Here is a 25,757-nt window from a genome sequence, read left to right as displayed (position 1 = left end):
CTCCGCCTCTCCTTGTTTGACCGTTTGGAGGCGGTCTCAACCCCCCGAGATGCCCAGTGCGCCCGCGATCGCCTTGGCAGTCACCTCGATGATGTTCGGCACGTAGAAGATCACTCCGATGGCGATCGCCAGGATGATGAACTGAACGAATCTGGTGATCTCACGGGTGAAGAGGAAGAAGAGGGCCACCACCGAGACGATGACGAGGAAGAGCGGTGCGAAGAAACTGCGGAGGAAGTCAGCGAGGCCTTCTGTGTTGACGCCTGCCGGAGGGGCTGTGGGCTGAGCGAACTCCATGGCGCTCAGCAGCATGGTCTTGAGAATCACTTCTTGTCCTCCGTACTCACGATCGCGGCCCCCGGGCGGCGACGGGTCCGCGACGCACTCGCGCGCGAACCCGAACCGGCGGCTCATCGATCAGGGGGGGTCTGCTCACCGTGGATCGGCACCATTCGATCATGCGTTACCTCGCCACAGATCGATACGCACCGCGAATGTCCTTGACGAACCACTTGTCGCCTTGCTTGACCACGGTGAGCAGATAGGCCTGCTCGAGCTTGCCTTCCATCTGGCCGGGATCCGCGGGTTCCGGGTCGGTGGACTGCCTCGCCTTTGACGGCACCCCCCACAGGACCGTCGCGGTCACCTCGCGGGCGGCTCCCCCTCCAAGGGGCACGGCGAGCTCTTTGAGCTGCAGGAAGGTGAACGCGCCGCCGAATCCCTCCAGGGTGATCCCGGCGTCGGCGTAACGCTGCAGCGAGGCGGTGTCGCTCGCCGCGTAGGCCTTGAAGAAGTCTTCCAGCGGGGTGCGCAGTTCCTGCTCCGCGGCGCGGTCACGCTCGGGTGCGGCCTTGGGCGGCAGGTTGGCCGCCTTCGGCGCCGGCAGGATGCCCGGACGCCCCGCGACGACGAACCTCTTCGTGGACCGGTCGTGGTAGACGGGCACCGACAGGAGCTGGCGGCGGTTGTCCGACTGGTAGAGGACGGTGACGACCGCGTTGTCCGCGTCCACGACCTCGATCCCGTACGGCTCCACCGCGCCGGCGCTCATCCGGCCGAAACCGTCCCAGCCGAACTGCGGCTCCGTGCCTTCGGGCAGGTAGGGGGCGAGCCGCGACCTTCTCTCCTCAAGACGGGCCCCGTCGAAGTTCAGGTAGACCTCGGCGAACTGGGTCGCGAAGGCGGACCCCTGGGCGGCGGGGAACCCGTTGTCGGAGGCGGGTGCCGCGCCCGAGGGGGCGTTCTGCTGGGTGAAGCGCTCGAAGGGCGCGCGGACCCCGTTCACCACGATGACGACTATCAGCGCCCAGAGCACGGCGCGGCCGGTCCACACCAGCCAGCGACCGCCTCCACCGGACCAGCGGCCACGCGACGTGCCCCGCCCGCGCGCCGGGGCGCGTCCGAGATCGGGGTCGTCGGGGAAGTCCGGGTATGCCGACAGCTCAGGGTCGCCAGCGATCCGGGGATCACGCTGGACCGTCGACCTTCGAGCCATCACGCCTCCGCTCGCGTCAATCCTCGGCCGCACGGTGTCGTATCGCCGCCGATCCCGTTGGCCATGGTGACGCACTTACTCTAGCCGCCCCGCCGATTCTTCCAGGAAAGCCACGCCTATGCTGCAGGCATCGTGATGACTGAGCAAACCCGGTCTGGAACCCCGGCGAGACCGGCGATGCCGCCGATGCCCAATGAAAAGCGCATTACCCCTGGCCAGCGCATGGGTCGATTACTCAAACGCCACGCATTGCTAACTAGACGGTCCCCGGACTGTCGCGACCTGCGCATTTAACACGAAATGCGTCACCCAGTGTCACACCCCCCGGAATAGCCCACCCTCGCGGCCCCTCGCCCGCCTTCGACGCCCTGCCTACCCGACAGAGACGGCGACGCCTGGTCCGATGAGGCCGGCCCGTACGCGCGCCATCGGTTCCGCGGACCGGCTTCGATCAGCGAAGGGACCCGGCCCGCGCGATCTCGTGCTCTTCCGAGGTGGTCACCGAGGCCGTACGCCACAGGGACACCGCCGGCCAGAGAGCCCCCGCCGCGATCAGCGCGCCGTGCGCGATCCTGAGTGCCGGGGTGCCGAAGAACTGCGGGATGAAGAGGGCGAAACCGAGAGCGAGCGGGACCCCGCTCCACCGGGGCAGGGTGCCGGACCGCCAGACGGCGGCGGCGGCCAGGATCGAACCGGCTGCCAGCAGCAGGAGCCCGGCGATGAACATGGCGCCCGAGACCACCCCAAGACGGATCACCTCGGCCAGTTCCAGTAGCCCGGGATCCTGCTCCTGCAGGGCTCGCTGCGCGAGGGCGTTCAGCCCGAAGACCTCGGCTCCGTAGTACGGCAGGGTGAGCCCCACCCCTATCCAGGTCACCACGACCGCGCCCGAGGCGAGCCGGTCCCTCAGCACGGTGCGCAGGCCCAGCAGGCCCAGGGTGAGGAGGATGAAACCGCCCACCGCGAACAGGTGCGCCGCGATCCAGGCGCCGGACGCCATCGCCTCCGCACCGCGCAGCGTCGTCTCGTCGGCGTACGGCCGAACCACCGGATACAGCAGGAAGAGCGCGCCGGCCATCGCGAAGGACAGGGCGCTCAGCCGTGCCCGGCCGGTCAGAGGAGAGAAACTGCCGGTGTTCACGAGGTTCTCCGAATCACAGGTGGGAGAGGCACTCGACCCGATCAGAACGGTGCCCTAATTCGAGAGCAATGCTCTTTTATATGAGCAGCGATGTCAAGAGCAGTGCTCTCTTTTTGGAGTGGAGCTCTTAGATGATCGGCCGGGCGGCCCGAGAAGAAGAGCGGTGGCCGGCGTACAGATCGCCTGCCCGCCGAAGAGCGCCACCTGACTCGTCCCGAGCCCGGAAACCGGAGAGCATCTCGTCGAGTCCGGCGGCGAACGCATCACTCTGGGCGCCGAAGCCCTCCGTGGTCGCCGGGGAGTCATGTGTCGCCCACCCGGCCGTTCGACCGCGACGAGGCCGGTGCGCGACGCGGGAGGGACGGACCTGTTCCCCCGAAATCACGGCACCCGCGCCGGCGAGGTGGCGACAGAGGCGGGGTGAAAACACCCCGGGCCAAGGAGACGGGAGGTCTCCTTGGCCCGGGGAACGCGGATCGGTCAGACGTTGAAGCGGAACTCCACCACGTCGCCGTCGCGCATGACATAGTCCTTGCCCTCGATGCGGGCCTTGCCGGCCTGGCGGGCGGCGGCGATGGAGCCGGTCTCCACCAGCTCGTCGAAGGAGACGATCTCGGCCTTGATGAAGCCGCGCTGGAAGTCGGTGTGGATGACCCCGGCCGCCTCGGGGGCGGTGGCGCCCTTGGAGATCGTCCAGGCCCTGGTCTCCTTGGGGCCGGCGGTCAGGTAGGTCTGCAGGCCCAGGGTCTCGAAACCCACCCTGGCCAGCTGGGCCAGGCCCGACTCCTCCTGGCCGACGGACTGCAGGAGCTCCAGCGCCTCGGAGTCGTCGAGCTCGACGAGCTCGGACTCGATCTTCGCGTCGAGGAAGACGGCCTCGGCCGGTGCGACGAGCGCCGAGAGCCGGGCCCTGAGCTCCTCGTCCACCAGCTCGTCCGCGTCGAGGTTGAAGACGTACAGGAAGGGCTTGGCGGTCAGCAGGTGCAGCTCGCGCAGGTCCTTCGGGTCGATCCCGGCACCGGAGGCTCCGGCGTACAGGGTGGTGCCGCCGTCGAGGAGCTTGAAGGCCGCCTCCGCCGCGTCCAGCGCGGACTTGCGGTCCTTGTTGGTCCGAGACTCCTTCTGGAGGCGGGGAATCGCCTTCTCCAGGGTCTGCAGGTCGGCGAGGATCAGCTCGGTGTTGATCGTCTCGATGTCGCGCCCGGGGGCGACGTCGCCGTCCACGTGGGTCACGTCGGGGTCGTTGAAGACCCGGATGACCTGGCAGATCGCATCGGTGTCGCGGATGTTGGCGAGGAACTGGTTACCCCGCCCCTGTCCCTCCGAGGCGCCGCGGACCAGCCCGGCGATGTCCACGAACTCCACCTTCGCCGGCAGGATCTTCGCGGACCCGAAGATCTCGGCCAGCTTCTCAAGACGTGGGTCGGGAACGCCGACGATGCCCACGTTGGGCTCGATGGTGGCGAACGGGTAGTTCGCCGCCAGGGCGTTGGCGGTCTTCGTCAGCGCGTTGAAAAGCGTTGACTTGCCGACGTTGGGCAATCCGACGATGCCGATGCTCAGGCTCACGTGAGCCGAGTTTACGCGGAATGACCCACTGCTACCTGCCACGGGCAGGTCACAGGGTGGTGGACATCCCGTTCAGGCGCCCGCCGCCGGTGGTTCGGCACCGATCGGAGCCGTCCAGGTGGCTCTCCCCGGTTCGGCCAGGTTCGGACACGATTCCGCAGCTCCCCGTCCGGCCCCGGGCGCCTTCGGAAGGCGTGTCGGCGCGCCAGGAGTGACCGGGCCTGGAATCATGCCGGGGTGGACGTCATGGCGCTCTCCTTCCAGCTCGCGGTGGGCCTCGCCGCGGGGCTCGCGATCGGCTTCCTGCTGGGCCGGGCGCGCGCCTCCTCGGGAGCCGCCGACGTCATCGCGCGTCTGGCCGACGCCGAGGCCCGCGCGAAGATCGCCGAGGAGAAGGTCGTCTACATCGAGGAGCAGCTCTCCGAGCGGTTCCAGGCCCTGTCGAGCCGGGCGCTCGACGTCAACAACCTGCGGTTCCTGGAGCTGGCCGAGACGAGGCTGGCCGCCAACCGGGCCGAGGCGGCCGGTGAGCTGGAGCAGCGCAAGCAGGCGGTCGAGCACCTGATCGAGCCGTTGAAGGACACCCTGGCCCGCGTCGAGACGCAGCTGCGCGACACGCAGACGGGCCAGCGGGCCGCCCACGCGGAGCTGGCCAAGCACATCGACGTCGTCCGCGAGAGCAACGAGCAGCTCCGCGCCCAGACGAGTTCCCTGGTGCGGGCCCTGCAACGCCCCGAGGCCCGGGGCCGGTGGGGAGAGCTCCAGCTCCGCAGGGTCGCCGAGATCGCCGGGATGCAGCGGTTCTGCGACTTCGACGAGCAGGTGAGCGTCACCACGCCGGACGGCGTGCTACGGCCCGACATGGTGGTACGGCTGGCCGGCGGCAAGAACATCGTGGTCGACTCCAAGGTCTCCCTCGCCGCCTACCTGGAGGCCGCCGAGTCGGCCGACCCCGACCACCGGTCGGCCCGGCTCGACTCCCACTCCCGTCACGTGCGCGAGCACGTGGACCGGCTGGCCTCCAAGACCTACTGGCAGGCGTTCAGCCCGGCACCGGAGTTCATGGTGCTGTTCATCCCCGGCGAGGCGTTCCTCGCCCCGGCGCTGGAGCGCGACCCCGCCCTGCTGGAGTACGCCATGCGGCGGCGGGTCCACATCGCCACCCCCACCACGCTGATCACCATGCTCCGCACCGCGCAGTACGCCTGGCAGCAGGCCGCGCTCAGCGAGAACGCGCGGGCGATCTTCGAGGTCGGCAAGGAGCTGTACGAGCGGCTGAGCAGCATGGGGCGTAACGTCGACGCTCTGGGCCGCTCGCTGAACCGGGCCGTGGAGTCGTACAACAGGACTGTCGGCTCGCTGGAGACCCGGGTGCTGGTGAGCGCACGCAAACTAAACGATCTGGGACTGGTCGAGACCGATCTGGACAGGCCGCAGGCGATCGAGGACCTGCCACGCGCGCTGACCTCGCCGGAACTGCTCGCGGAAGAGGAGCCAAGCTCGCCTCTCGTATCCCGCCTGAACGGTAGGTTGGCCAACGACCTGCCCTGAAACTGTTCTCCCACGGCGCCGACGGCCGGACACTGGAGGCGACGGAGTTGACGACGTGGGGGCCGAGGTCATAGGGGGCGAGTGGTGGACGAGCGAGGCGGCGTACAGCCGGCCGGCGGGGTGATCGTATGAGTGAACTTGGCCGGGCCGCCGGCGGCATCCGGCTGACCGTCCGGGGCGCGCTGGCCCTCGTGCTGGCGTCCACGCTGGTGGGCAGCGTGCTGCAGGCGCTGTTCGGGGTGGCGGCGCTGACCGGGGCGGCGTTCGTGGCCGGCTGCGTGGCCGCGGCGGTGCTGGTGAACCGCAGGGACCTGCTGTCGCTGGTGGTCTCTCCGCCCCTGGTCTTCTTCGTGACCACCGTGCTCATCGAGGCGGTCCGTTCCCTGTTCGCGTCCACGCCCATCCAGGCCTTCGGTCTGGGCATGTACACCGCGCTCTCGCAGGGTGCCCCGTGGCTGTTCGGCGGCTCGCTCCTGGTGCTGGTCATCGCCTGGCGCCGCGGTCTGACCCGCTGCGTCCGTGAGCTGCGCGACGAGCTCAGGGTCGGCAAGGCCTCCGTTCCCGCGCCGAGGAGCGGCGACTCCGCCTTCGCCCCCGAGCCCGAAGGGTACTTCGAGCCCAAGGTGTACGGCACACCGCGCGAGGGCTCGTAACCGCCGGGCAGGAGATCTCACAACCGGCCATGGCCGGCCGCAACGGGCCGGGGGCGGCATCATGCCCGTAGCGGCGGCGGAACTCCGCGAACAGCGGTGCGGTCAGACCGTGGCGCGCAGGTCCTTGCGCAGCTCGTGCGGGAGCGCGAAGCGCACGCTCTCCTGGACGGACTCGACCTCTTCGACGTCCTCGAAGCCATGCCCGGCGAGGCGGGCCAGGACTTCGGTGACGAGCTCCTCCGGCACCGAGGCGCCGCTCGTCACGCCGACCGTGGTGACACCGTCGAGCCAGGCGTCCTCGATGAGCGAGGCGTCGTCGACGAGGTAGGAGGCGTCGGCCCCGTGGTCGAGGGCGACCTCGACCAGCCGCTTGGAGTTGGAGGAGTTCTCCGAGCCGACCACGATGACCAGCTCCGCCTGTGCGGCGATCTCCTTGACGGCGACCTGGCGGTTCTGGGTGGCGTAGCAGATGTCGTCGCTCGGCGGGTCGATCAGGTTCGGGAAGCGCTCCTTGAGCCGGGAGACCGTCTCGACCGTCTCGTCCACGGAGAGCGTGGTCTGCGACAGCCAGACCAGCCGCTCGGGGTCCTTGACCCGCACGGCGCCGACCGACTCCAGACCGTCGACGAGCTGGATGTGGTCGGGTGCCTCGCCCGCGGTGCCCTCGACCTCCTCGTGACCCTCGTGGCCGATGAGGAGGATGTCGTAGTCCTGGGAGGCGAAGCGCCTGGCCTCGTTGTGCACCTTGGTCACCAGCGGGCAGGTGGCGTCGATCGTCTTGAGGCTGCGCCGGGCGGCCTCCTGGTGGACCGCCGGTGAGACGCCGTGGGCGGAGAAGACCACGATGGCCCCCTCGGGCACCTGCTCGGTCTCCTCGACGAAGATCGCTCCGCGCGCCTCCAGCGTCTTGACCACGTGGGTGTTGTGGACGATCTGCTTACGGACGTAGATCGGGGCACCGTACTGCTCCAGCGCCTTCTCCACGGCCTGCACGGCGCGATCGACCCCCGCGCAGTAACCGCGGGGCTTCGCCACCAGTACGCGTCGGGTCGCGGAGGTCTTGGAAGTCATGCTCTTATGCTACGTGGAGACGCCCGCGAGACAGCCCATACGTCCCACAAGCTCATGCGGCACAGTCTTGCCACACTAGCCTTTCTCGATACAGACCTCCCAGGGAGACGATATGTCAGTCCCCGACATGATCCGCAATGTCACACAGAAGGCAAAAGACCTGCCGCTGCACATGCTGCAGACCGCGCTGAGCGGGGTGGGCCAGGCGCTGCTCCTCGGCGACCGCGTACGGTCCAAGATCAAGGGTACCTCCGGCCAGGGAGAAGAGCCCGACGGGTCCCCCGAGACGCTCGGCGGCCAGTCGGCGGAGACCGCTGAGAAGGCCGCGGAGCAGGTGGAGAAGCCCGCCCGCCGCGCGCCCGTCATCTTCGCGCCGCGCCCGGAGAAGGCCGCGGACAAGGCGACCACCGCCGAGAGCAACGGCGCCAGGACCACCCGCGAGCCGGTCATCTTCAGCCCCGCCAAGCCCAAGGCGGCGGAGCCCTCCGCCACCGAGGCCAAGACCGAGGCCGTCGAGACCCCGGCCGCCACCGAGGCGCCGGTCACCGCCCCGGAGCCCAAGGCCGCCGAGCCCAAGCCCGCCGAGGCCCCCATCGCGGAGCCCTCCACCACGGAGGCCCAGGCCACCACCGAGGCAGAGGCCGCCAAGACCCCGGCCGTTGTCGAGCCGGAAACCGCGGAGGCCCCCGCCGCCGTCGAGCCGGAAGTCGCGGAGACCCCCGCCGCCGCGGCGAAGACCGTGGAAACCCCGGCCACCGTCGAGCCGGAGGCCGCCGAAACCCCCGCCGCCACCGTCGAGCCCGAGGTCGCGGAGGCCCCCGCCACCGAAACGAAGGTCGCGGAAACCCCGGTCGCCGAGGCCCCCGCCGCGAAGAAGCCCAGGGCCACCCGGGCCAAGGCCAAGGCCGCCGAGTCCGTGGAGTCCGTGGAGTCCGAGGCCGCCGCCCCCAAGGCCGCCCCGAAGGCCAGGACGACCAAGGCACGCAAGACCGCCAAGGCAGCCGCCCCGGCGACCCCGGTGGCGGAGAGCGCCACCCCCGTCGAGACGCCCGCGGCGGTGCAGGTCGAGGTCGAGCGGGTCGAGACCGCGAAGCCCGAGAGCACCGACGCCGCGGCGGTCGAGGTGACCGAGACCAGGGTCGCGGCACCCGAGGCGGCCGAGCCGCTGCCCGGCTACGCGGAGCTGACCGTCGCGTCGCTGCGGGCGCGGATGCGCGGCAGGACGTCCGAGCAGATCCGGGAGCTGCTCGCCTACGAGCGCGCCACCGCAGGCCGCGAGGCCGTCGTACGGATGTACGAGAACCGCCTGGCCAAGCTGGCGGCCGCGGAATAGTCGCCTCCGGCGCGTAGGCTCCCGGCCATGAGCTCGAACACCACCCCTGAGCAGCCCCTCCCGGTTCGCACGGTGTTGCAGATGGTCGGCGGCTGGATCGGCAAGCTCGGCACCGTCTGGGTCGAGGGACAGATCACCGAGCTGACCGCCCGAGGCGGCACGGTGTTCCTGACGTTGCGTGACCCGGTGGCCAACGTGTCGGCCCGGATCACCTGCCCGCGTGGTGTCTACGAGGCGACCGTCCCCCGGCCGGTCGACGGCGCGAGGATCGTGGCCCACCTGAAGCCCGATTTCTGGGTCAACAAGGGCTCGTTCGCGTTCACCGCGCTGGAGATGCGGCCGGTCGGGGTGGGCGAGCTGCTGGCGCGGCTGGAGCGGTTGCGCCGGTTGCTCGCCTCCGAGGGGCTCTTCGGCGTCGACAGGAAACGGCGGCTGCCGTTCCTGCCGGGCACGGTCGGCCTGATCTGCGGCCGGGACTCGGCCGCCGAGCGCGACGTGCTGGAGAACTCGCGGCGCCGCTGGCCGGCGGTGCGGTTCAAGGTCGAGCCGGTGGCCGTGCAGGGACCGTACGCGGTCGGTGAGGTCATCGAGGCGCTGCGCAAGTTCGACGCCGACGCCGAGGTCGACGTCATCGTGGTCGCGCGGGGCGGCGGGTCGATGGAGGACCTGCTGCCCTTCTCCGACGAGGCGCTCGTCCGGGCGGTCGCGGCCTGCCGCACGCCCGTGGTCAGCGCGATCGGCCACGAGCAGGACAACCCGCTGCTCGACCTGGTCGCCGACGTGCGCGCGTCCACGCCCACGGACGCGGCGAAGAAGGTGGTGCCGGACGTCGGCGAGCAGATGACGCTGATCCGCCAGCTCAGGGACCGGGGCCGCAGGGTGGTGGGCGGCTGGCTGGACCGCGAGACGGCCTGGCTGTCCGCGGCCCGCTCCCGCCCCTCCCTCGCGGACCCGGTGCGTGAGATCGAGCGCAGGGCCGAGCAGGCCGAGCAGCTCAGGGACCGGGCACGACGTTCCCTCACCGGTTCCCTGGACCGCGCCGCCGATTCGCTGGAGCACCTGCGCGCCCGCCTGGTCTCGCTCTCTCCGGCCGCCACGCTGGAGCGCGGCTACGCGATCGTGCAGCGCCCCTCGGGCGATGTCGTACGGCTCGCGAGCGAGGTCTCCCCCGGCGACGAGCTGACCGTGCGCTTCCCCGACGACCGGGTGCGGGTCAGGAGTGATCCCGCCAGGTGAGCGAGGGGTAGCCGTCGTCGACGAACCCCAGCCGCCGGTAGAGCGACTCGGCGTCCGAGGTGGCGTGCAGGTCGACCCTGCGGATCCCGCTGTCGCGGTACCACTCCAGGAGGGCCCCCATGATGGCCCGGCCATGCCCCCTGCGCCGGTGGCGCGGGTCGGTGGTCATGCCCTGGATGTAGCCGTAGCGGCCATCGGGAAGGCTGGGTCCGGGAAAGCGGTCGAAGATGAGGCCGATCCCGCAGGCCGCCAGCCCCTTTTCCGGGGAGTCCACCACGTAGACGGCGGTGTCGAGGCTGCCCAGCCGCTCTTCGAGGCTCTCTGCGTAGGCCTGCTGCCACTCCTCCTCGATGGGAAGGTTGCCGTCCCTTGCCATCCGGTCGGCCAGGATCTCACGGAGGCGCACCAGCTCGGGGATGTCCCTGGCGGTCGCGTCACGAACATTCACCTGGGCATTCTTCCAGCCGTACTCCCCTGCGAAGCGACCGGGGAGGTGCCTTGTCGATCACGCCGTCGCGGGGAGGCGCCGCGACTCCCGGTACGGCACGGCGTCACCGGGTGGGCGTCACGATCTAAGGTGGGGTGCGTGGCCGATGAGAAGAGACCGTCGTACGAGCAGGCGCGCGAGGAGCTGACCGAGGTGGTCCGCAGCCTTGAGGCGGGCGGACTCACCCTGGAACAGTCGATCGAGCTCTGGGAGCGCGGCGAGATGCTGGCCGCGGTCTGCGAGGAGTGGCTCCAGGGTGCCCGGGTGAAGCTCGCGGCCGCCATGGCCCAGCGGCGGCACTCCGACCCGGCCGGAGAGACGCCCTTCTAGACCCGCCCTCGGCGACCGGCTGACGCCGGCCGAGTGGTTCCGACGGCATCCAGGTCCCCACGGTCTTCTTCAACGGCGCCCAGCCGACCGATGACCCCGGCGCGACCGTTCGACGCCGACCGTATGCCTACCTGCGGGTACCGGCGCGAACTCGTGACTCCTCGGTGTCCATGATCGAGAGGAGCCGGGTGAGCCCGTCGTCGATCTGGTCCAGCGGGATGGCACCGTAGCCGATGACCAGGCCCGGACGGGTCGGGCGTACCGCGAAGTCGGACAGGGGCATCAGGCCGATCCCGGCGTCGCGGGCGCGGTGGGCGATGCCGCGGTGGCCGGTCGGCAGGAAGCCGCTGGTGTGCAGCCCGGCGGCGGAGGTCACCAGGTCGAGCGGACCGGCCAGGCGCTGGACGACACGCCGATGACGGGCCTCGTACTCGGTTCGCATCCTGCGGACGTGCCGGGCCAGCAGTCCCTCGTCGATGAAGCCGGCCAGTGCCGCCTGGCCGGGGAGCGAGGTGTGCCAGTCGGTGACGTACTTGGCCGCGCTGAGGGCCGGCAGCAGCGCGGGCGGCGCGACGAGGAAGCCGAGCCGCAGCGTCGGCAGCATGACCTTGGAGAACGAGCCGACGTAGAGCACCCGGCCGGACCTGTCCAGATTCTGCAGCGGCTCGATGGGCCGCCCGCCGTACTTGAACTCGCTGTCGTAGTCGTCCTCGATCACGGCGGCCCCGCGCTCCTCTGCCCAGGCGAGCAGCGCCATCCGGCGAGCCAGCGACATCGGCATGCCCAACGGGAACTGGTGGGAGGGCGTGACGTAGACCGCGCGGGCGTCGGCGGGCAGCGCGTCCACCACCAGGCCCTCACCATCGACGGGGACCGGCGTGACCCGCAGGCCCATCGACTCGAACAGCCGCCTCGGCGGCGGGTAGCCGGGATCCTCGACAACCACCCGGTCACCGGGTTCGAGCAGCACCCGGCCGATCAGGTCGAGCGCCTGCTGCGCGCCCGAGGTGACGACGATGGCGCCGGGATCGGCGAGCACGGCGCGGGAGACGCCCACGTGCCTGGCGATGGCCGCGCGCAGCCCGGCGTGGCCGAGCGGGTCGCCGTACATGCCACTGCCCACGGCCGAGCTCCGCAGCTCCCGGGAGACCAGCCGGCGCCACGCCTCGTAGGGGAACATCCGAACGTCGGGCAGGCCGGGACGGAAGTCGTAGCGGGGCCGCCAATCCAGGCCGCGCGGCATGGAGATCCCCTGCCAGACGGCGCGCGGCCGAAGCCGGCTGTGGCCCATCCGGGGACTCGGAGGCGGCAGGGCGTCGGCGCAGACGAAAGTGCCGGCGCCGATCCGGCCTTCGACGAAGCCCTCGGCGGCCAACCGGTCGTAGGCGGCGCTCACGGTGTTCCGCGAGACTACGAGCTCCCGGGCCAGTTCGCGGGTGGCGGGCAACGGCTCACCGTGCCGTAGCCGCCCGTCGAGCACGGCGGTGCGGATCTGCTGGTAGATCTGGCCGGCCAGGTCGGTGCGCCCTTCCAAGCTCACGTGCACGAGGGCAAGTCTAGAGTGGCCCAATCAGTTTGGCCGTTTTTGGCACTGAGATAGGGCCGCTCCCGCTCCTAGGGTGAGCCGCATGGACATTCTCGAACTCGACCGGCGGGCGAGCGACGCGTTGGGGAAGGTCGTCGCCGCTGTCACTCCTGAGGATCTCAGGCGGCCCACACCGTGCGCCGACTGGACCCTGCACGGGCTGATCCGCCACCAGGTCTGCGAAAATCTCGGCTTCGCCGCCGCCGCGAGCGGCACTCCCCCCGACCGTTCGGTGTGGGACAGCGGCGTGCTCGGTGCGGATCCCCACGAGGACTTCCAGCGGTCCGTCGACCTGGTGACAGAGGCGTTCGCCGCTGAGGGCATGCTCGAACGGCAGGTGGAGGTGCGCGAGTTCGGTGTCTTCCCCGGCGCGTTCGCCGTCTCCATGCACTTCATCGATGGCGTCGTGCACGGCTGGGACGCAGCCCGTGCTCTCGGCCGGCCCGGCGACCTGGCCCCGGATCTGGCGGAGGCCGCGCTGGAGATGGTGCTCCAAATGCCGCTGAGCCGTGGACCGGGGCAGGCGTTCGGCCACCTGGTCGAGGTCCCTGACAGCGCATCGGTCTATCAGCGGCTGGCCGCCCACCTTGGACGTGACCCGCAGTGGACCCCGTGACGAGTTTCGTCGCGCTCGGCGACAGTTTCACCGAGGGGGTCGGCGACCCGCTTCCCGACGGCACGTTCCGCGGGTGGGCGGATCTCGTGGCAGCGGATCTCAGCTCGCCGGGTTTCGGCTACGCGAACCTGGCCGTCCGGGGGCGCAGGTTCGACGATGTCGCCGCAGAGCAGGTAGAGGCGGCGGTCGCGATGAGCCCATCGCTCATCAGCGTCGCCGCGGGCGGCAACGACGCGCTGCGGCGCGGCTTCGACGCGGCCGCGATGCACGACCGCTTCGACCGGGTGGTCGGCCGCCTGCGCACGTCGGGCGCGGACGTGGTGCTCTTCCGGTTTCCCGACATGAGCGTGCGACTCCCACTGCCCCGGGTGCTGCGGCCCCGCATCATCGCGATGAACGACCTGGTCACGGAGGTGGCCGAGCGGCGCGGGACCTACCTGGTCGACCTGTTCGGCGACCGGGCGTTCGACGGTCACGAGCTGTGGAGCGAGGATCGCCTGCACCTCAACCCGCTGGGCCACCGCCGGGTCGCCGACCATGTCCTGGCCACTCTCGGCCGCGCCGCCGCCCCGCCCCCTGCCGACCCGCCCCGGAGCAGAACGGCGTTGCTCGCCGATCTCCGCTGGGCGGCGACACATCTCACCCCCTGGCTGCGCCGCCGCCTGACGGGCCGCTCCTCAGGCGACGGGATCCTTCCCAAACGCCCCGTCCTGACGGGCGGATTCGAACACGTGCGGGATCGTGCCGGTGAGCAGGGCGACCTTGTAACCGGTCCGGGCCGGCGGACCCCAGCGGGCCTCGGCCCGGCCGGCCACCTCGGCGAAGGGCTCCCCGGCGATTAGGACGGTCTCGACCTCTGGCCATCAGGTTCATGCAGGAAGGTGGTGAGTGCCGGCACGGCCATCGCGAGCGCGGCCTGGGCCCGCGGTGGGCCGTAGCCGTCCGCGCCGGCCTGCTCGGTGGAAGCGGCCGGCGCCGCGATGGCGAACCTCACGAAACCGGTCGTTCACGAGAGTTGTGGATTGCCGGCAGAGCGTTCGCCGGGCTTGTCGTCGGTGTCGCTTCCCATCGGGAGAGTCTGGACGGGAAGGAGGCATGGGCGTTTGATGGACTTGGTCGTGTCTGCTCCGTGCAATGCGCCGGCGATGCTCCCGTCGGCGGAGCATGGCCCTCAGAGCACATCGCAGTCGTCGCTGACCTGGCATCGGACACCCTTGATGTTCCCTGACCGATGTCGAACCGCCCAGCTCGAAGCCGACCAGATCTGCACCGAAGGGTAGGACCACCTCATGGCGGCCCGAGACCATGAACTTCTGCAAGCTGCCAAACACATCGCCGCCGCGCTGGGCTTTGCCCCCGATGAGGTCATGCGGCACGTCGTGGAACTGGGCCGCGGCGACCGCGCCGACTGGTCCAGCAGCGAACTCCTGCTGCTCGCTCTCGCTCAGCTGGCGACCGAGCGGCCGACCTCTCCTGGAGCGACCGGGCACGCTGAGACGATCGAGAACGTCGAGGCACCAAGCCTCGGCGTCATCCCGAGCAGGTCCGTCTCGACCGAGGAGGGAAACATCAAGAACTCGACAAGGCGCCGCGCAGCCGAGTCATCGAGCACGGTATGAACGCAGACGGCACGTGGCCGGTCACGGCGGCGATCCCCGGCGCCCGGGCCGCCCGCTGATCACTTCGGAACCACTCGGCTAGGAGTCGTTCCTCGGCTGCTGCTTGAGGGAGCCCGCCAGGGCGGACAGTTCGTCCCAGGGGGCGGTGCCGGTGACGACGATCGTGACGTCGGGCAGGAACCGTACGAGGGAGCGCTGGTTCTTGTCCTCGCGGACCCGCTGCTCCCAGGTCACGCCGTCGATCTGGACGGTCCCGGTGACCGTGGAGGTGTTGGAGAGCCTGTTGGCGAACTCGGCCGCGGGCTTCTCGTCGCTCTGGGCGAGCATCGCGTGGAAGCGCTTGGCGGTGGCGAAGCCGAGCTTCCAGGTGGTGGCGCCGTTCTCCCGGGTGCTCCGGGAGCTGTTCGGGACCCATCCGGCGGCGACGGGCTCGGGGGCCCACATCTGGAAGGGCGCCGTACGGCGCAGGTCGGCCAGCGCGATCGAGTAGTCGACCCTGGGGATGTGCTCGGTCCTGCTCTGCGGTGTGACCAGCAGGAACAGACCGACGGCGGCCAGGCAGACCGCCATCGCGACCACATAGCCGTAGAAGCCCTGAGTGAACCTTCGCACGACTGTCGACACTATCTGTTCAGGGAGGTGGTTCGCCCTCAGGGGCGGCGGATCTGGGCGATGATGGCCAGCACGTCCTCGACGAGCGCCCGTGAGGCGTCCTCGTCGTCGGACAGGGCGACCTCGGAGACCGCGGCGGCGAGCGCCCCGGTGAGGACCACGACCAGCGCTCCCTCGTCCCCCTCGAACAGGGCGGCGTTGCGCTTGGCCCACTGCCGGAGCCGGTCGCGCACGATGACCTCGAACCCCGGCGGCCCGTCACCACGCAGGAACAGCGCGGAGATCTCCCGTTCGGCCAGGCAACCCTCCAGGTAGGCGCGGGCCCCGGCGATGAACAGCCGCATCGGATCGCTCTCGCCGGCCGCCCTGGCCTCACCGACCGCCTGCTTGGTCCGCTGGGTCTGCCGGACCTGGAACTCGTCGAAGAGCGTGAGGTAGAGGTCGGCCTTGCCGGAAAAATGATGGTAAAGACTTCCGACACTCGCTCCCGCGCGGGCGACCACGTCGGTGACCCCGGCCTCGGCGAATCCGCTTGTGACGAAAATCTCCCTGGCGGCGGACAGCAACGCGGCGCGCGTGGCGGCACCCCGCTCGGAGGTCCGCGCGCCCACGCCTTTCACCAGCCGTTCTGCGTCGCTGCTCATGGTGGGCACATTATCCTCCGCCGACCGGTCAGAGGGGCGCCAACTACGATCGTTGCATTAACCACGAGAGGGGTTTCCCACCATGTCCGATCAGACGTCCGTTCCTGCCGCCCTCGCCACGGGCGAGCACGCCCCTGATCGCAACCTCGCCCTGGAGTTGGTCCGCGTCACGGAGGCGGCCGCGATGGCCGCGGCCCGCTGGGTCGGGCGGGGTGACAAGAACGGCGCCGACGGCGCCGCGGTGAACGCGATGCGCCAGTTGATCAACACGGTGTCGATGCGCGGCGTGGTGGTGATCGGCGAGGGTGAGAAGGACAACGCGCCGATGCTCTACAACGGCGAGCAGGTGGGTGACGGCAGCGGCGCGGCGTGCGACGTGGCCGTCGACCCGATCGACGGCACCCGGCTCACCGCGCTCGGCATGCCCAACGGGATCTCGGTGATCGCGGTCAGCGAGCGCGGCTCGATGTACGACCCGTCCGCCGTCTTCTACATGGACAAGCTGGTCACCGGCCCCGAGGCCGCCTCGTCCGTGGACATCAACGCGCCGGTGGCCGACAACATCGCCGCGGTGGCCCGCGCCAAGGGCGGCGAGCCCTCGGACGTGACCGTGGTCATCCTCGACCGGCCCCGCCACGAAAAGATCATCCGGGAGATCCGGGAGACCGGCGCCCGGATCAGGCTCATCACCGACGGCGACGTGGCCGGTGCGATCATGGCGGCCCGGGTGGGCACCGGTGTCGACCTGATGCTCGGCATCGGCGGCACGCCGGAGGGGATCATCGCCGCGTGCGCGCTCAAGTGCCTGGGCGGCGTCATCCAGGGCAGGCTCTGGCCGCAGGACGACGCCGAGCGCCGCCGGGCGCTGGACGCGGGCCTCGACCTCGACGCCACACTGAGCACCGACGACCTGGTCAGGTCCGACGACGTGTTCTTCGCCGCCACCGGGATCACCGACGGCGAGCTGATGCAGGGCGTCCGCTACCGCGCGGGGCGGGCCGTCACCAACTCCCTGGTCATGCGCGGCCGTTCCGGGACGATCCGGAAGATCGAGAGCGAGCACCAGCTCTGGAAGCTGCGGGCGTACAGCGCGATCAACTTCGACAGCGCCAGCTGAGGGCGGTGGTCAGCGACGGAACCAGGGGCGGCGAGGGCGCTTGGGGGACTTGGCCACGATGTTCCCGAGCGTGACGACGCCGGTGATCTCGATGACCGGGCCGTCGGGCGAGGCCGGGGGGACCTGGTTCTTCTTGCCCCCCATGAAGGACGAGGCGGGCATCTCGATCCGCACGCCCTCGGGGACGATCAGGGTGAGGGTGCCGCCCACCACGGTGACCTGCAGGGTCACCCGGCTGGACTGGAGCAGCGCCTCGCACAGGTCGAGCTTGACGTTGGCGCAGATCGCGGTGGCGGAGAAGCTGGTCGGCACGACCCAGCGGCCGCTGCGCTCCTGGGAGCCGAACAGGGCCGTCACCGGGCCGACGTCGGTGCGGAGCGGCTGTGCCTCGGGCGGGAGCAGGTCGGCGGTGAGTGCGGAGAGCTCTCCCAGCGTGCGGGCACGGTAGAGCGCCTCGGCGCGCTCGTCGTACTCGTCGTGGCCGAGACGTCCGTCGGCGAGCGCGTCGCCCAGTACGGCGGCCACCCTCTCTCGATCGGCATCTCCGGCTCTCAGGTCGGCGGGAGCAGGTTCACGGTTGTGACGGCGGTTCGCGGGCGGGCGGGGACTCTCCACCCCCCGACCCTAATCCCTGCGGGGCCGCCCTGAGCGCCCCCTCGCCCCCGGCCTGCGCGGCCCCCGGAGCATCTCCGGCGAACCGGTGGAGCCATGCCTCGTCGCGGACCCCGGCCAGAAAACCCGCTTTACCTACCGGTTAAATTGCTAAATCTCGTTTTCGTGATCTACATTGGGCGGGCCAGAGCCGGAGCCCCCGGCGGGCCGCCTCGCCACGTCACCCGTTTGGTCACTCCAGGCACTCGACTGCCCGACGTTCAGGAGCGCTATGAGATCCCCCATGGAAATGCTCGGCCGGAACGGCGACGAAGAGCTCAACAGGCTGCTGGAGCGGTTCCACGACGAGGTCACCGGGCTTGAGGAGCTTCAAAAAGGCGTCTCCGAGGTCCGCGGCCGAGGCGAGGCGGCACAAGGACGCGTCACCGCCGAGACATCGCTGACGGGCGCACTCACCAGCCTCACGATCGACCCCCGTGCCATGCGACTGGGCTCCGGCGAGCTGGCGGAGGCCGTCCTCCAGGCGGCCGACGAGGCGGCCCGCGACGCCGGGAACCAGATGAGACGACTGGTGGACCCATTCGTCACCGGCACCCCGCTCGAAACCGTCCTGCCGCCTCAGGACAGGCGATGAGCGTGGTACGGCCCTCTCCCCACGTGACGGCCGCGAGCCCCCCGGTTGTCCTTCGTTGAACATCAATCCCGGACGCGCCTCGATATACGGCACCGGAGTGCTGGGCATCGCGGGCTTCGTCTTCACGATGCTCGCGGTCGAATATCCGGACGGTGACCCGGCCGGCGCTCGCCAGGCCCGCGATGTGTGGGCACGGCTCGCCGACCGGTTCGAGAAGAGCCCGGACAACACCTACCCGTTCGCCGAGGCGATGTGGAAGCGGAACGGAGGCGAGGGCGTGGAGGCGTTCAAACAGGCCGTCGTCTCCGGCCTCTACACACACCCCCAGACGGCGAGCTTCCCCGGCCGGCTCGCCCTCGCCTGCAGGCAGAACAGCGAGGCGTGCGACGAGTACGCCGAACTCATCGAGACGGCGCAGCACGCGTACTACACGGCGGCCCTGGCCAATCTCGCCAGCTTCGTCTTCCTCACCACCTTTCCCTGGCAGGCCGGAGCGGCCTATCAGTTAACACAGTTCCTCATCCGGCGGGCACAGGCGAAACTCCTCGCCAAGCTGCTCGAACACGCCATCGCGAAGATCGTGCTGACCAAACTCACGGAGTACACGATCGGCAGCACGTTCTTCGCGGTGGGGGACGTCGCCGTGGTGGCCGGTGTCCGCGCCCTGCGGGGCGAGGACCCGGGTTCGCTCGGCGACAACGCGAAACAGGCGTTGAAGGAATTCGCCGCCTCGGTCGTCTTCTACGGCGTGTTCGACGCGGCCAGGCCGGGCGTTCAGGCGATCAGCAAAAACGCCGATGTGCAGGCGTTCCTGTCCAGGATGGCCGGAGGCTCGATCGGCTACGGCCCCACCTACGACCTCCTGAACGGGCAGAGCGGCATGGAGCTCGTCCCCACCTTGAAGGAGACCTTGGGCAGGACCCTGCTCTATTTCACGATGGCTCACAAACCAGCGGGCTGACCTCGCGGAAAGTGACACCGGATGTCCGTACCGGACCCGCGGGAACCCACGGCGCCCATCGGCGGCTCCCGCCCGCCCCTGAAGATCTCCTCAGACCACCTCAGGTCCGTCGCGAACGCCTTCGACACCGAGAAAGAGGAGCTCGCCGACATCGTCAGGCAGGCGGCCGCGGAGCTGAACGACATCGGAGACTTCTGGGGCGGCGGCCCCGAGGGGAGGAAGTTCTTCAAGGGACAGGGCGGCGGCACGGGGTACGAGGCCGTCTCCAGCCAGGTCATGAGGGGGACGGACGCGCTGCTGCAAGCCCACGAGGACATCCCCGCACTCATCCGCCTCATGAACGACACGGTCAAGACCGCCGACTGGGCCGGCGTCACCGCGATCCTTTCCGCCCTCCCCGCTCCCGATGTGAGCCGCCCGGTATGGGGGGAGCCGAACGACGCCGACGACCGGTGATGACGCGAGACGAACGCGACATCCACGGTGGGTGTCGGGACTGCGGAGCCCGAGCGCCGCGGGGCATTGACCGCCGGGGGCGGCACACCTAACCTGACGAGAACTTGAACCCCCCTCATGTTCTCCGGAGGTCGTCGTGCCCCTCCCGCGTGACAGACAGGCGCGCGTGGCGACCTGGGCGGCCTTCTTCGTCCAGGGCCTCTGCTTCGCCACCCTGCTCACCCATGTGATCGACCTCCAGCACAAGTTCGGGCTCAGCGACGGCGACCTCACCCTGGTCCTGCTGCTCGTGCCGGTGATCGCCGGTGCGGGCAGCGCGATCGCGGGCCCGCTGGCGAGCCGGTACGGCAGTGCCCCGATCCTGCGCGTCTCCCAGGTCGGCGTCTGCGTCATCGTGGCGCTGTCCGGCTGGAACGGGCAGCTCGCCGGGCTGTACGCGCTCAGCGCCGCGTTCGGCCTGTTCGTCGGCGCGGTGGACGCGGCGATGAACATGCAGGCGGTCGCGGTGGAGCGCCGGTACGGCATGAGCGTGCTGACCGGCTTCCACGCCGTGTGGAGTGTCGGCTCGATGCTGGGCGCCGGATTCAACTCCGCCTTCAGCGCGCTCGGCGTCGAGCTGGGCTGGTCCTTCTCCGTCCCGGTGCTGATCGGCGCGGTGATCTCCGTGGTCATGCTCCCCCGCCTCTACGGGCGGGACGCCGAAAAGGCCGGTGAGCAGGCCGCTCAGGTGGCGGCCAGGGTGCCGTGGCGGCCGATCATCCCGCTCTGCCTGGCGATGGCGTTCCTGTACGTCGGGGACGCGGCGGTCTCCAACTACGGCACGATCTACATGGAGAAGGCGCTGGCGGCGAGCGGCTGGCTGGTTCCGTTCGCCTACCTCGTCTACCAGGCGACCATGCTCCTGGCGCGGGTCCCCGGTGACCTCGCGGTACGCAGGTACGGACCCGCGCCGGTCGTCCGCGCGGGCGCGGTGATCGCGGCCGTGGGCACGCTGGGCGTCGTCGTCGCACCCGGCGTCGTGGTGGCCGTCGTGTCGTTCGGCCTGATCGGCATCGGCCTGTCCGTCATCGCCCCGCAGTCGTTCTCGGCCGCCGGGCGCCTCGGCGCCGGGGCGGAGACCGCGATCGCGCGGGTCAACATGTTCAACTACGTCGGCTTCCTGGTCGGCGCCGCCGTGGTCGGCACCCTCAACGACACGGTGAACGTCCGCGTGGCGTTCCTACCCGCCGTGGTCCTGGTGGCCCTGATCGTGTTCCTAGCCAGGGGTTTCCAGCCGGAACCGGAACTCGCCGCGCGCCCCTAGGGCACTGGCGAGGGCGCGGACCGCCTGGTCCGCGCGGCGTCCGGGCAGACGGGCGAAGCCCATCAACAGCGCGGGCGGACCGGGGGCGTACCGCATCGGCCCCACCGGCTCGACCGCCAGCCCGCACTCCTCGGCCCTGTCCACCACCGATGCCTCGTCCCAGCCGTACGGCAGCTCGGCGAGCAGGTTGAGCCCGGCGGAGACGCCCCGCACGGTGAACTCGGGAAGGTGCTCGCCGAGGGCCAGCACCAGGGCGTCGCGGCGGGCGCGGTACTGCCGGCGCATCCTCCTCAGGTGCCGGTCGTAGTCGCCGGTGGCCACGAAGTCGGCCAGGACGTACTGCTCCAGGACGGGCGACCCCATGTCCAGCTCACCACGGGCCAGCCGCAGCGACTCGGCGATCCGGGGCGGGGCGACCGCCCAGCCCAGGCGGAGCCCGGGGGCCAGCGACTTGCTGACGCTCCCGACCAGGACCACCCGGTCGGCGGCCAGCCCCTGCAGGCAGCCCACCGGGTCGCGGTCGAAGCGGAACTCCGCGTCGTAGTCGTCCTCCAGGATCATCGCGCCGGTCGCGACGGCCCACTCGATCAGCTCGGCGCGGCGGCGGGGCGAGAGCACGACCCCCGTCGGGTACTGGTGCGCGGGAGTGAGCATCACCGCCCGCGCCCCGGTCTCGGCCAGTGCCCCGACATCGATGCCCTCGTCGTCCACGGGGACGGCGACCAGGTCGGCTCCCGCCGCGCGGAGCAGCGGGAGCTGGCGCACCCCGGCCGGATCCTCGACCGCCAGCAGGATCCGGCCCGGGGAGGGCACCGGGTACTCGACCCGCTGGACGAACCAGTCGAGGTCGTGCCGCGCCCGGACCCGGGGAAGCCTCCCCGCGAGCGCCTGGACCGTGAGGCTCAACCCCTGAGCCACCCCGCCCACGATCACCAGGTTGTCCGGGACCACATCGGCCGCCCGGACCCTCCCGAGGTAGGCGGCCAGTTCCTCGCGGAGCGCGAGGACACCGCCGGGGTCGCCGTAGTCCAGGGCCTCGACGGGCAGCGTGGCGAGCGTACGCCTCATCGAGGCCAGCCACCGCTCCCTGGGGAACGCCCCCAGGTCGGGCGCGGTGGAGCGGCGCCCGTGATACGGCTCGCGGCCCTCCGCAGGACTCGTCGGCCCGGGATCGGCGGGTGAGGGCGCACTGTCCTGCGGCTGGGAAAGGCCGCCGGAAAGACCACCGGGAAGGGCCGCTGGGCGGCCGGCGGCCGGGGCCACCGTGGTGCCCACCCCGGTCCTGGAGATCAGGAAGCCCTCGGCGACGAGTTGCTCGTACGCCTCGACCACCACCCCCCGGGAGAGCCCGAGGTCCCTGGCCAGTTCACGGCTGGCGGGCAGCCGGACCCCGGCCGCCAGGCGTCCACGCCGCACCGCCTCGCGGAGCTCGCGGGCGATCTGGGCGGCGACGCCGCCCGCCGCACGGTCGACGACGAGATGCAGATCGGCCAATTGGTCCTCTGTTTCGATGCTTCATTGGACCCGACAGGGGAGCCATTGGCTTCCTAGCATTCCGCACATGAACGTGGATGTCAGCACCGCCTCCCGGCCGGAGTCACGCGGCCTGAGCGAGGCCGCGGGAGCGATGTTCCTGGTGGGAACCCTGGCGGGGGTCTCCGGGGTGATCGGGGACTATCCGGTCTACGGCGGCCAGGCCATGCGCTACCTGCTGGCGGCCGCGGTCCTTCTCGCGGTCACCTGGATGGCGGGGCTGCGGTTCGTGCGGCTCACGCCTCGTGAGACGACACTGCTGGCGGCACTCTCCCTGACGGGGCTGGTGATCTTCAATGTGTGCGTGATCGAGGCCACCCGGCACGGCGGCCCGGCCCTGGTCGGCACCGTCCTCGGCACCGTGCCGCTGGCACTGGCCCTGCTCGGCGGGCGCCCCTCACCCCGGCTCCTGCTGGCGGCGGCGGTCGTCGTCACCGGAGCGACGGTGGCCACCGGGCTGGGCAGCGGTGACCTGGCCGGACTGCTCTGGTCGCTGGGCGCGCTGGGCTGCGAGATCTGCTTCTCCATGCTGGCCATCCCGCTGCTGCCGAAGCTGGGCGCCGTGCGCGTCTCGGCCTATTCGGCGGCGCTGGCCGTGCCACTGCTGGTCATCGCGGGCCTGCTCGCGGACGGCACCGCGATGATCCGGGTGCCGACCGCACCCGAGATCGCGGGCCTCGGCTACCAGTCGCTGATCGTGACCACCGTGGCGTTCCTCCTCTGGTACGACGCCCTGCCCCGGCTCGGCCCGGGGACCGCGGGACTGTTCGCCGGGCTGATCCCGGTCGGCGCCATCGTCACCGGCGCGATCCTAGGCCTCGGTGCGCCCTCGGTGCCCGACCTGCTCGGCGCGGCGCTCGTGGTCACCGGCATCGTCATCGGCCTCAGAGCGGGTGCACCCGCTGCCGGGGCAGGTTCACCGCCTGCGAGGACGCGTCGTCCTGCGGGGGCAGGCTGATCCGCTCGGTGAGCTTGTCGGCCCGTTGCAGGGGCACCGCCCCCTGGTGCGGGGGCAGGATCGCCTGTCCGGACTCGGCGCTGATCCGCTGCCTGGGGACGGTCCGCTGAGAGTCCGGCCAGCTCACCGGCCACTGGGGAGTCCGCCCGTTGCCCTCCTTGATGCTCGTCAGCGTGATGGCTATCAGTGATATGGCGAGACCGGCCACCACGAAGACGGCCACGAGGATCAGCAGGATGATGTCACCGGTCATGATGGTGTTTCCGATGTCCATGATGCCTCCCAACCTCCACCGGACGCTCGGCCCGGCCCCTTTCCAGCTTCTCTCGTTTCTTCGGACATGTGTGGACAAAAGACGCATATGCCATTAATGCTTGTCCCAAATATGTAGTTTTCATACGATCTGACCCCTGGCGCTCGGATGGAGCAGGGGAGAGTCGCCTCCCGCCCGACCGCGAAGGTCGGGCACGATCGCGAGGGCCGTACCCTCTAGGAAAACGGCGCCCGCACGGAGGACCTACGACGATGCCCGAGTTCGACTACACCGACCTGCTTCCCATGGGACCGGACGAGACGGAGTACCGCCTGATCACCACCGAGGGGGTGCGGGTCGTCGAGGCCGCGGGGCGCAGGTTCCTGGAGGTCGAGCCCGAGGCACTGCGACTGCTCACCGAGACCGCCGTCCACGACATCTCCCACTATCTGCGGTCGTCCCACCTGGCCCAGCTCCGCAAGATCATCGAGGACCCCGAGTCGAGCGGGAACGACCGCTTCGTCGCCCTCGACCTGCTGAAGAACGCCTCGATCTCGGCGGGCGGCGTGCTTCCGATGTGCCAGGACACCGGCACCGCGATCGTGATGGGCAAGCGCGGCCGCCACGTGCTCACCGACGGCGCCGACGCCGAGCACATCTCCCGCGGCGTCTACGACGCCTACACCCGGCTGAATCTGCGCTACTCCCAGATGGCCCCCATCACCATGTGGGAGGAGAAGAACACCGGCTCCAACCTCCCCGCGCAGATCGAGCTCTACGCCGAGGACCCGCTCGGCCACCCCGACGAGTACAAGCTGCTGTTCATGGCCAAGGGCGGCGGCAGCGCCAACAAGTCGTTCCTGTACCAGGAGACGAAGGCCGTGCTCAACGAGAAGCGGATGCTCCAGTTCCTGGAGGAGAAGATCCGCTCCCTCGGCACCGCCGCCTGTCCGCCGTACCACCTGGCGATCGTCGTCGGCGGCACGTCCGCCGAGTTCGCCCTGAAGACCGCCAAGTACGCCAGCGCCCGCTACCTGGACTCCATCCCCACCGAAGGCTCCCCCGCAGGTCACGGCTTCCGGGACACCGACCTGGAGGCCAAGGTCTTCGAGCTCACCCAGAAGCTCGGCATCGGCGCGCAGTTCGGCGGCAAGTACTTCTGCCACGACGTCCGCGTCATCCGCCTCCCCCGGCACGGCGCCTCCTGCCCCGTCGCCATCGCGGTCTCCTGCAGCGCCGACCGCCAGGCCCTGGCGAAGATCACCCCCGAGGGGGTCTTCCTGGAGCGGCTGGAGACCGACCCGGCCAGGTTCCTGCCCGAGACCACGGACGAGCATCTGTCGGACGACGTGGTGAAGATCGACCTCAACCGCCCGATGCAGGAGATCCTCGCCGAGCTGACCAGGTACCCGGTCAAGACCCGTCTGTCGCTGACCGGACCGCTCGTGGTGGCCCGCGACATCGCGCACGCCAAGATCGGCGAGCTCCTGGACGCGGGCGGCGAGATGCCGCAGTACCTCAAGGACCACGCGGTCTACTACGCCGGCCCCGCCAAGACCCCCGAGGGCTACGCCTCCGGCTCCTTCGGCCCGACCACCGCGGGCCGGATGGACTCCTACGTCGAACGCTTCCAGGCCGCCGGCGGCTCCAAGATCATGCTTGCCAAGGGCAACCGCTCCAAGCAGGTCACCGACGCCTGCAAAACCCACGGCGGCTTCTACCTCGGCTCCATCGGCGGCCCCGCCGCCCGCCTCGCCCAGGACTGCATCAAGAAGGTGGAGGTCCTGGAATATCCCGAACTGGGCATGGAGGCCGTCTGGAAGATCGAGGTCGAGGACTTCCCCGCCTTCATCGTGGTCGACGACAAGGGCGAGGACTTCTTCACGGACACGACCGGGCCCGTCCTGAGCATCGGCCGTCGCTGACCGCCACCGGCCTTCCTCGGACTCCGTCGTACCGGCGCCCGAGGTCGACGAACTCGACCTCGG

27 protein-coding genes are annotated in these 25,757 nt (G+C 70.3%); 15 read left to right on the top strand and 12 right to left on the bottom strand.

Annotated elements, in window-relative coordinates; all coding sequences use genetic code 11:
- Positions 1 to 36 precede the first annotated feature (36 nt).
- From ABZU75_RS08055 to ychF, 4 genes are all read right to left on the bottom strand, one after another.
- Complete coding sequence (locus tag ABZU75_RS08055) at positions 37 to 312, bottom strand: hypothetical protein (RefSeq protein ID WP_037970213.1); 276 nt, start codon at positions 310 to 312, stop codon at positions 37 to 39.
- A 151-nt stretch (positions 313 to 463) separates the two neighbouring features.
- Entirely contained in the window at positions 464 to 1,495 is a 1,032-nt protein-coding gene (locus ABZU75_RS08050; RefSeq protein ID WP_355550733.1) for a conjugal transfer protein, read from the bottom strand.
- Between the two features lie 451 nt (positions 1,496 to 1,946).
- Positions 1,947 to 2,636: a hypothetical protein gene (locus tag ABZU75_RS08045; protein ID WP_355550731.1), complete on the bottom strand. Its 690-nt coding sequence runs from the start codon at positions 2,634 to 2,636 to the stop codon at positions 1,947 to 1,949.
- Between the two features lie 480 nt (positions 2,637 to 3,116).
- Entirely contained in the window at positions 3,117 to 4,205 is a 1,089-nt protein-coding gene (ychF, locus tag ABZU75_RS08040) for a redox-regulated ATPase YchF (RefSeq protein WP_355550729.1), read from the bottom strand.
- Between the two features lie 246 nt (positions 4,206 to 4,451).
- Between ychF and ABZU75_RS08035 the strand changes: the two genes are divergently transcribed.
- Both ABZU75_RS08035 and ABZU75_RS08030 read left to right on the top strand, forming a co-directional pair.
- Positions 4,452 to 5,756: a DNA recombination protein RmuC gene (locus tag ABZU75_RS08035; protein WP_355550833.1), complete on the top strand. Its 1,305-nt coding sequence runs from the start codon at positions 4,452 to 4,454 to the stop codon at positions 5,754 to 5,756.
- A 128-nt stretch (positions 5,757 to 5,884) separates the two neighbouring features.
- Positions 5,885 to 6,409 carry a DUF6542 domain-containing protein gene (locus ABZU75_RS08030; RefSeq protein ID WP_355550727.1) on the top strand — a complete coding sequence of 175 codons (525 nt, stop codon included), beginning with the start codon at positions 5,885 to 5,887 and terminating at the stop codon, positions 6,407 to 6,409.
- Between the two features lie 102 nt (positions 6,410 to 6,511).
- Here the strand turns inward: ABZU75_RS08030 and ABZU75_RS08025 are convergent, their stop codons facing one another.
- Positions 6,512 to 7,480: a 4-hydroxy-3-methylbut-2-enyl diphosphate reductase gene (locus ABZU75_RS08025; RefSeq protein ID WP_355550725.1), complete on the bottom strand. Its 969-nt coding sequence runs from the start codon at positions 7,478 to 7,480 to the stop codon at positions 6,512 to 6,514.
- A gap of 112 nt (positions 7,481 to 7,592) precedes the next feature.
- Between ABZU75_RS08025 and ABZU75_RS08020 the strand changes: the two genes are divergently transcribed.
- Entirely contained in the window at positions 7,593 to 8,813 is a 1,221-nt protein-coding gene (locus tag ABZU75_RS08020) for a hypothetical protein (protein WP_355550723.1), read from the top strand.
- A gap of 27 nt (positions 8,814 to 8,840) precedes the next feature.
- On the top strand, positions 8,841 to 10,049 hold the full coding sequence (gene xseA, locus ABZU75_RS08015) for an exodeoxyribonuclease VII large subunit (RefSeq protein ID WP_355550721.1): 1,209 nt from the start codon (positions 8,841 to 8,843) through the stop codon (positions 10,047 to 10,049).
- Here the strand turns inward: xseA and ABZU75_RS08010 are convergent.
- Complete coding sequence (locus tag ABZU75_RS08010; RefSeq protein ID WP_355550719.1) at positions 10,027 to 10,497, bottom strand: GNAT family N-acetyltransferase; 471 nt, start codon at positions 10,495 to 10,497, stop codon at positions 10,027 to 10,029. The genes xseA and ABZU75_RS08010 overlap by 23 nt on opposite strands.
- 138 nt (positions 10,498 to 10,635) lie before the next feature.
- On the opposite strand from ABZU75_RS08010, the gene ABZU75_RS08005 reads away from it, so the two are divergent.
- Positions 10,636 to 10,866, top strand: coding sequence for an exodeoxyribonuclease VII small subunit (locus tag ABZU75_RS08005; RefSeq protein WP_355550717.1), 231 nt, complete (start codon positions 10,636 to 10,638; stop codon positions 10,864 to 10,866).
- A gap of 127 nt (positions 10,867 to 10,993) precedes the next feature.
- On the opposite strand, the gene ABZU75_RS08000 is transcribed toward ABZU75_RS08005, so the two are convergent.
- On the bottom strand, positions 10,994 to 12,412 hold the full coding sequence (locus ABZU75_RS08000; protein WP_355550715.1) for a PLP-dependent aminotransferase family protein: 1,419 nt from the start codon (positions 12,410 to 12,412) through the stop codon (positions 10,994 to 10,996).
- 82 nt (positions 12,413 to 12,494) lie between these two features.
- Between ABZU75_RS08000 and ABZU75_RS07995 the strand changes: the two genes are divergently transcribed.
- The 3 genes from ABZU75_RS07995 to ABZU75_RS07985 all read left to right on the top strand — a co-directional run bounded on the left by ABZU75_RS07995 (position 12,495) and on the right by ABZU75_RS07985 (position 14,686).
- The gene (locus ABZU75_RS07995) at positions 12,495 to 13,067 is read left to right on the top strand and encodes a TIGR03086 family metal-binding protein (protein ID WP_355550713.1); all 573 of its coding nucleotides are present in this window, start codon (positions 12,495 to 12,497) and stop codon (positions 13,065 to 13,067) included.
- Positions 13,064 to 13,909 carry an SGNH/GDSL hydrolase family protein gene (locus ABZU75_RS07990; protein ID WP_355550711.1) on the top strand — a complete coding sequence of 282 codons (846 nt, stop codon included), beginning with the start codon at positions 13,064 to 13,066 and terminating at the stop codon, positions 13,907 to 13,909. The genes ABZU75_RS07995 and ABZU75_RS07990 overlap by 4 nt, the downstream gene beginning before the upstream one ends.
- Positions 13,910 to 14,356: 447 nt before the next feature.
- Positions 14,357 to 14,686 carry a hypothetical protein gene (locus tag ABZU75_RS07985; RefSeq protein ID WP_355550709.1) on the top strand — a complete coding sequence of 110 codons (330 nt, stop codon included), beginning with the start codon at positions 14,357 to 14,359 and terminating at the stop codon, positions 14,684 to 14,686.
- 78 nt (positions 14,687 to 14,764) lie between these two features.
- Here the strand turns inward: ABZU75_RS07985 and ABZU75_RS07980 are convergent, their stop codons facing one another.
- Both ABZU75_RS07980 and ABZU75_RS07975 read right to left on the bottom strand, forming a co-directional pair.
- Entirely contained in the window at positions 14,765 to 15,298 is a 534-nt protein-coding gene (locus ABZU75_RS07980; RefSeq protein WP_355550707.1) for a DUF4245 domain-containing protein, read from the bottom strand.
- Between the two features lie 38 nt (positions 15,299 to 15,336).
- Positions 15,337 to 15,942: a TetR/AcrR family transcriptional regulator gene (locus tag ABZU75_RS07975; protein ID WP_355550705.1), complete on the bottom strand. Its 606-nt coding sequence runs from the start codon at positions 15,940 to 15,942 to the stop codon at positions 15,337 to 15,339.
- A gap of 82 nt (positions 15,943 to 16,024) precedes the next feature.
- Here ABZU75_RS07975 and glpX point away from each other — a divergent pair, with 82 nt between their 5' ends.
- Positions 16,025 to 17,059, top strand: coding sequence for a class II fructose-bisphosphatase (gene glpX, locus ABZU75_RS07970; RefSeq protein ID WP_355550703.1), 1,035 nt, complete (start codon positions 16,025 to 16,027; stop codon positions 17,057 to 17,059).
- Between the two features lie 9 nt (positions 17,060 to 17,068).
- On the opposite strand, the gene ABZU75_RS07965 is transcribed toward glpX, so the two are convergent.
- Complete coding sequence (locus ABZU75_RS07965; RefSeq protein WP_355550701.1) at positions 17,069 to 17,674, bottom strand: DUF1707 domain-containing protein; 606 nt, start codon at positions 17,672 to 17,674, stop codon at positions 17,069 to 17,071.
- A gap of 268 nt (positions 17,675 to 17,942) precedes the next feature.
- On the opposite strand from ABZU75_RS07965, the gene ABZU75_RS07960 reads away from it, so the two are divergent.
- The 4 genes from ABZU75_RS07960 to ABZU75_RS07945 all read left to right on the top strand — a co-directional run bounded on the left by ABZU75_RS07960 (position 17,943) and on the right by ABZU75_RS07945 (position 21,025).
- Positions 17,943 to 18,305: a YbaB/EbfC family nucleoid-associated protein gene (locus ABZU75_RS07960; RefSeq protein WP_355550700.1), complete on the top strand. Its 363-nt coding sequence runs from the start codon at positions 17,943 to 17,945 to the stop codon at positions 18,303 to 18,305.
- Positions 18,306 to 18,360: 55 nt separating this feature from the next.
- Entirely contained in the window at positions 18,361 to 19,266 is a 906-nt protein-coding gene (locus tag ABZU75_RS07955) for a hypothetical protein (RefSeq protein ID WP_355550698.1), read from the top strand.
- A 21-nt stretch (positions 19,267 to 19,287) separates the two neighbouring features.
- On the top strand, positions 19,288 to 19,722 hold the full coding sequence (locus ABZU75_RS07950; RefSeq protein ID WP_355550696.1) for a WXG100 family type VII secretion target: 435 nt from the start codon (positions 19,288 to 19,290) through the stop codon (positions 19,720 to 19,722).
- 166 nt (positions 19,723 to 19,888) lie between these two features.
- Entirely contained in the window at positions 19,889 to 21,025 is a 1,137-nt protein-coding gene (locus tag ABZU75_RS07945) for an MFS transporter (protein ID WP_355550694.1), read from the top strand.
- Here ABZU75_RS07945 and ABZU75_RS07940 read toward each other — a convergent pair.
- Positions 20,978 to 22,519: a PLP-dependent aminotransferase family protein gene (locus tag ABZU75_RS07940; protein WP_355550692.1), complete on the bottom strand. Its 1,542-nt coding sequence runs from the start codon at positions 22,517 to 22,519 to the stop codon at positions 20,978 to 20,980. The two genes, ABZU75_RS07945 and ABZU75_RS07940, sit on opposite strands and share 48 nt — an antisense overlap.
- A gap of 67 nt (positions 22,520 to 22,586) precedes the next feature.
- On the opposite strand from ABZU75_RS07940, the gene ABZU75_RS07935 reads away from it, so the two are divergent.
- Complete coding sequence (locus tag ABZU75_RS07935) at positions 22,587 to 23,516, top strand: DMT family transporter (RefSeq protein ID WP_355550690.1); 930 nt, start codon at positions 22,587 to 22,589, stop codon at positions 23,514 to 23,516.
- Here ABZU75_RS07935 and ABZU75_RS07930 read toward each other — a convergent pair.
- Complete coding sequence (locus tag ABZU75_RS07930; protein ID WP_355550688.1) at positions 23,443 to 23,790, bottom strand: hypothetical protein; 348 nt, start codon at positions 23,788 to 23,790, stop codon at positions 23,443 to 23,445. The genes ABZU75_RS07935 and ABZU75_RS07930 overlap by 74 nt on opposite strands.
- Positions 23,791 to 24,041: 251 nt before the next feature.
- On the opposite strand from ABZU75_RS07930, the gene ABZU75_RS07925 reads away from it, so the two are divergent.
- A complete protein-coding gene (locus ABZU75_RS07925) occupies positions 24,042 to 25,694 on the top strand; it encodes a fumarate hydratase (protein ID WP_350926667.1) in 1,653 nt (550 codons plus the stop codon).
- The last annotated feature ends 63 nt before the right edge of the window (positions 25,695 to 25,757 follow it).

The sequence above is a fragment of the Streptosporangium sp. NPDC005286 genome, from assembly GCF_040607515.1.
In the GTDB taxonomy this organism is placed as follows: Bacteria; Actinomycetota; Actinomycetes; order Streptosporangiales; family Streptosporangiaceae; genus Streptosporangium.
Note: the sequence above shows the minus strand (reverse complement) of the source record. Positions and strands in the feature narration are given on the sequence as shown.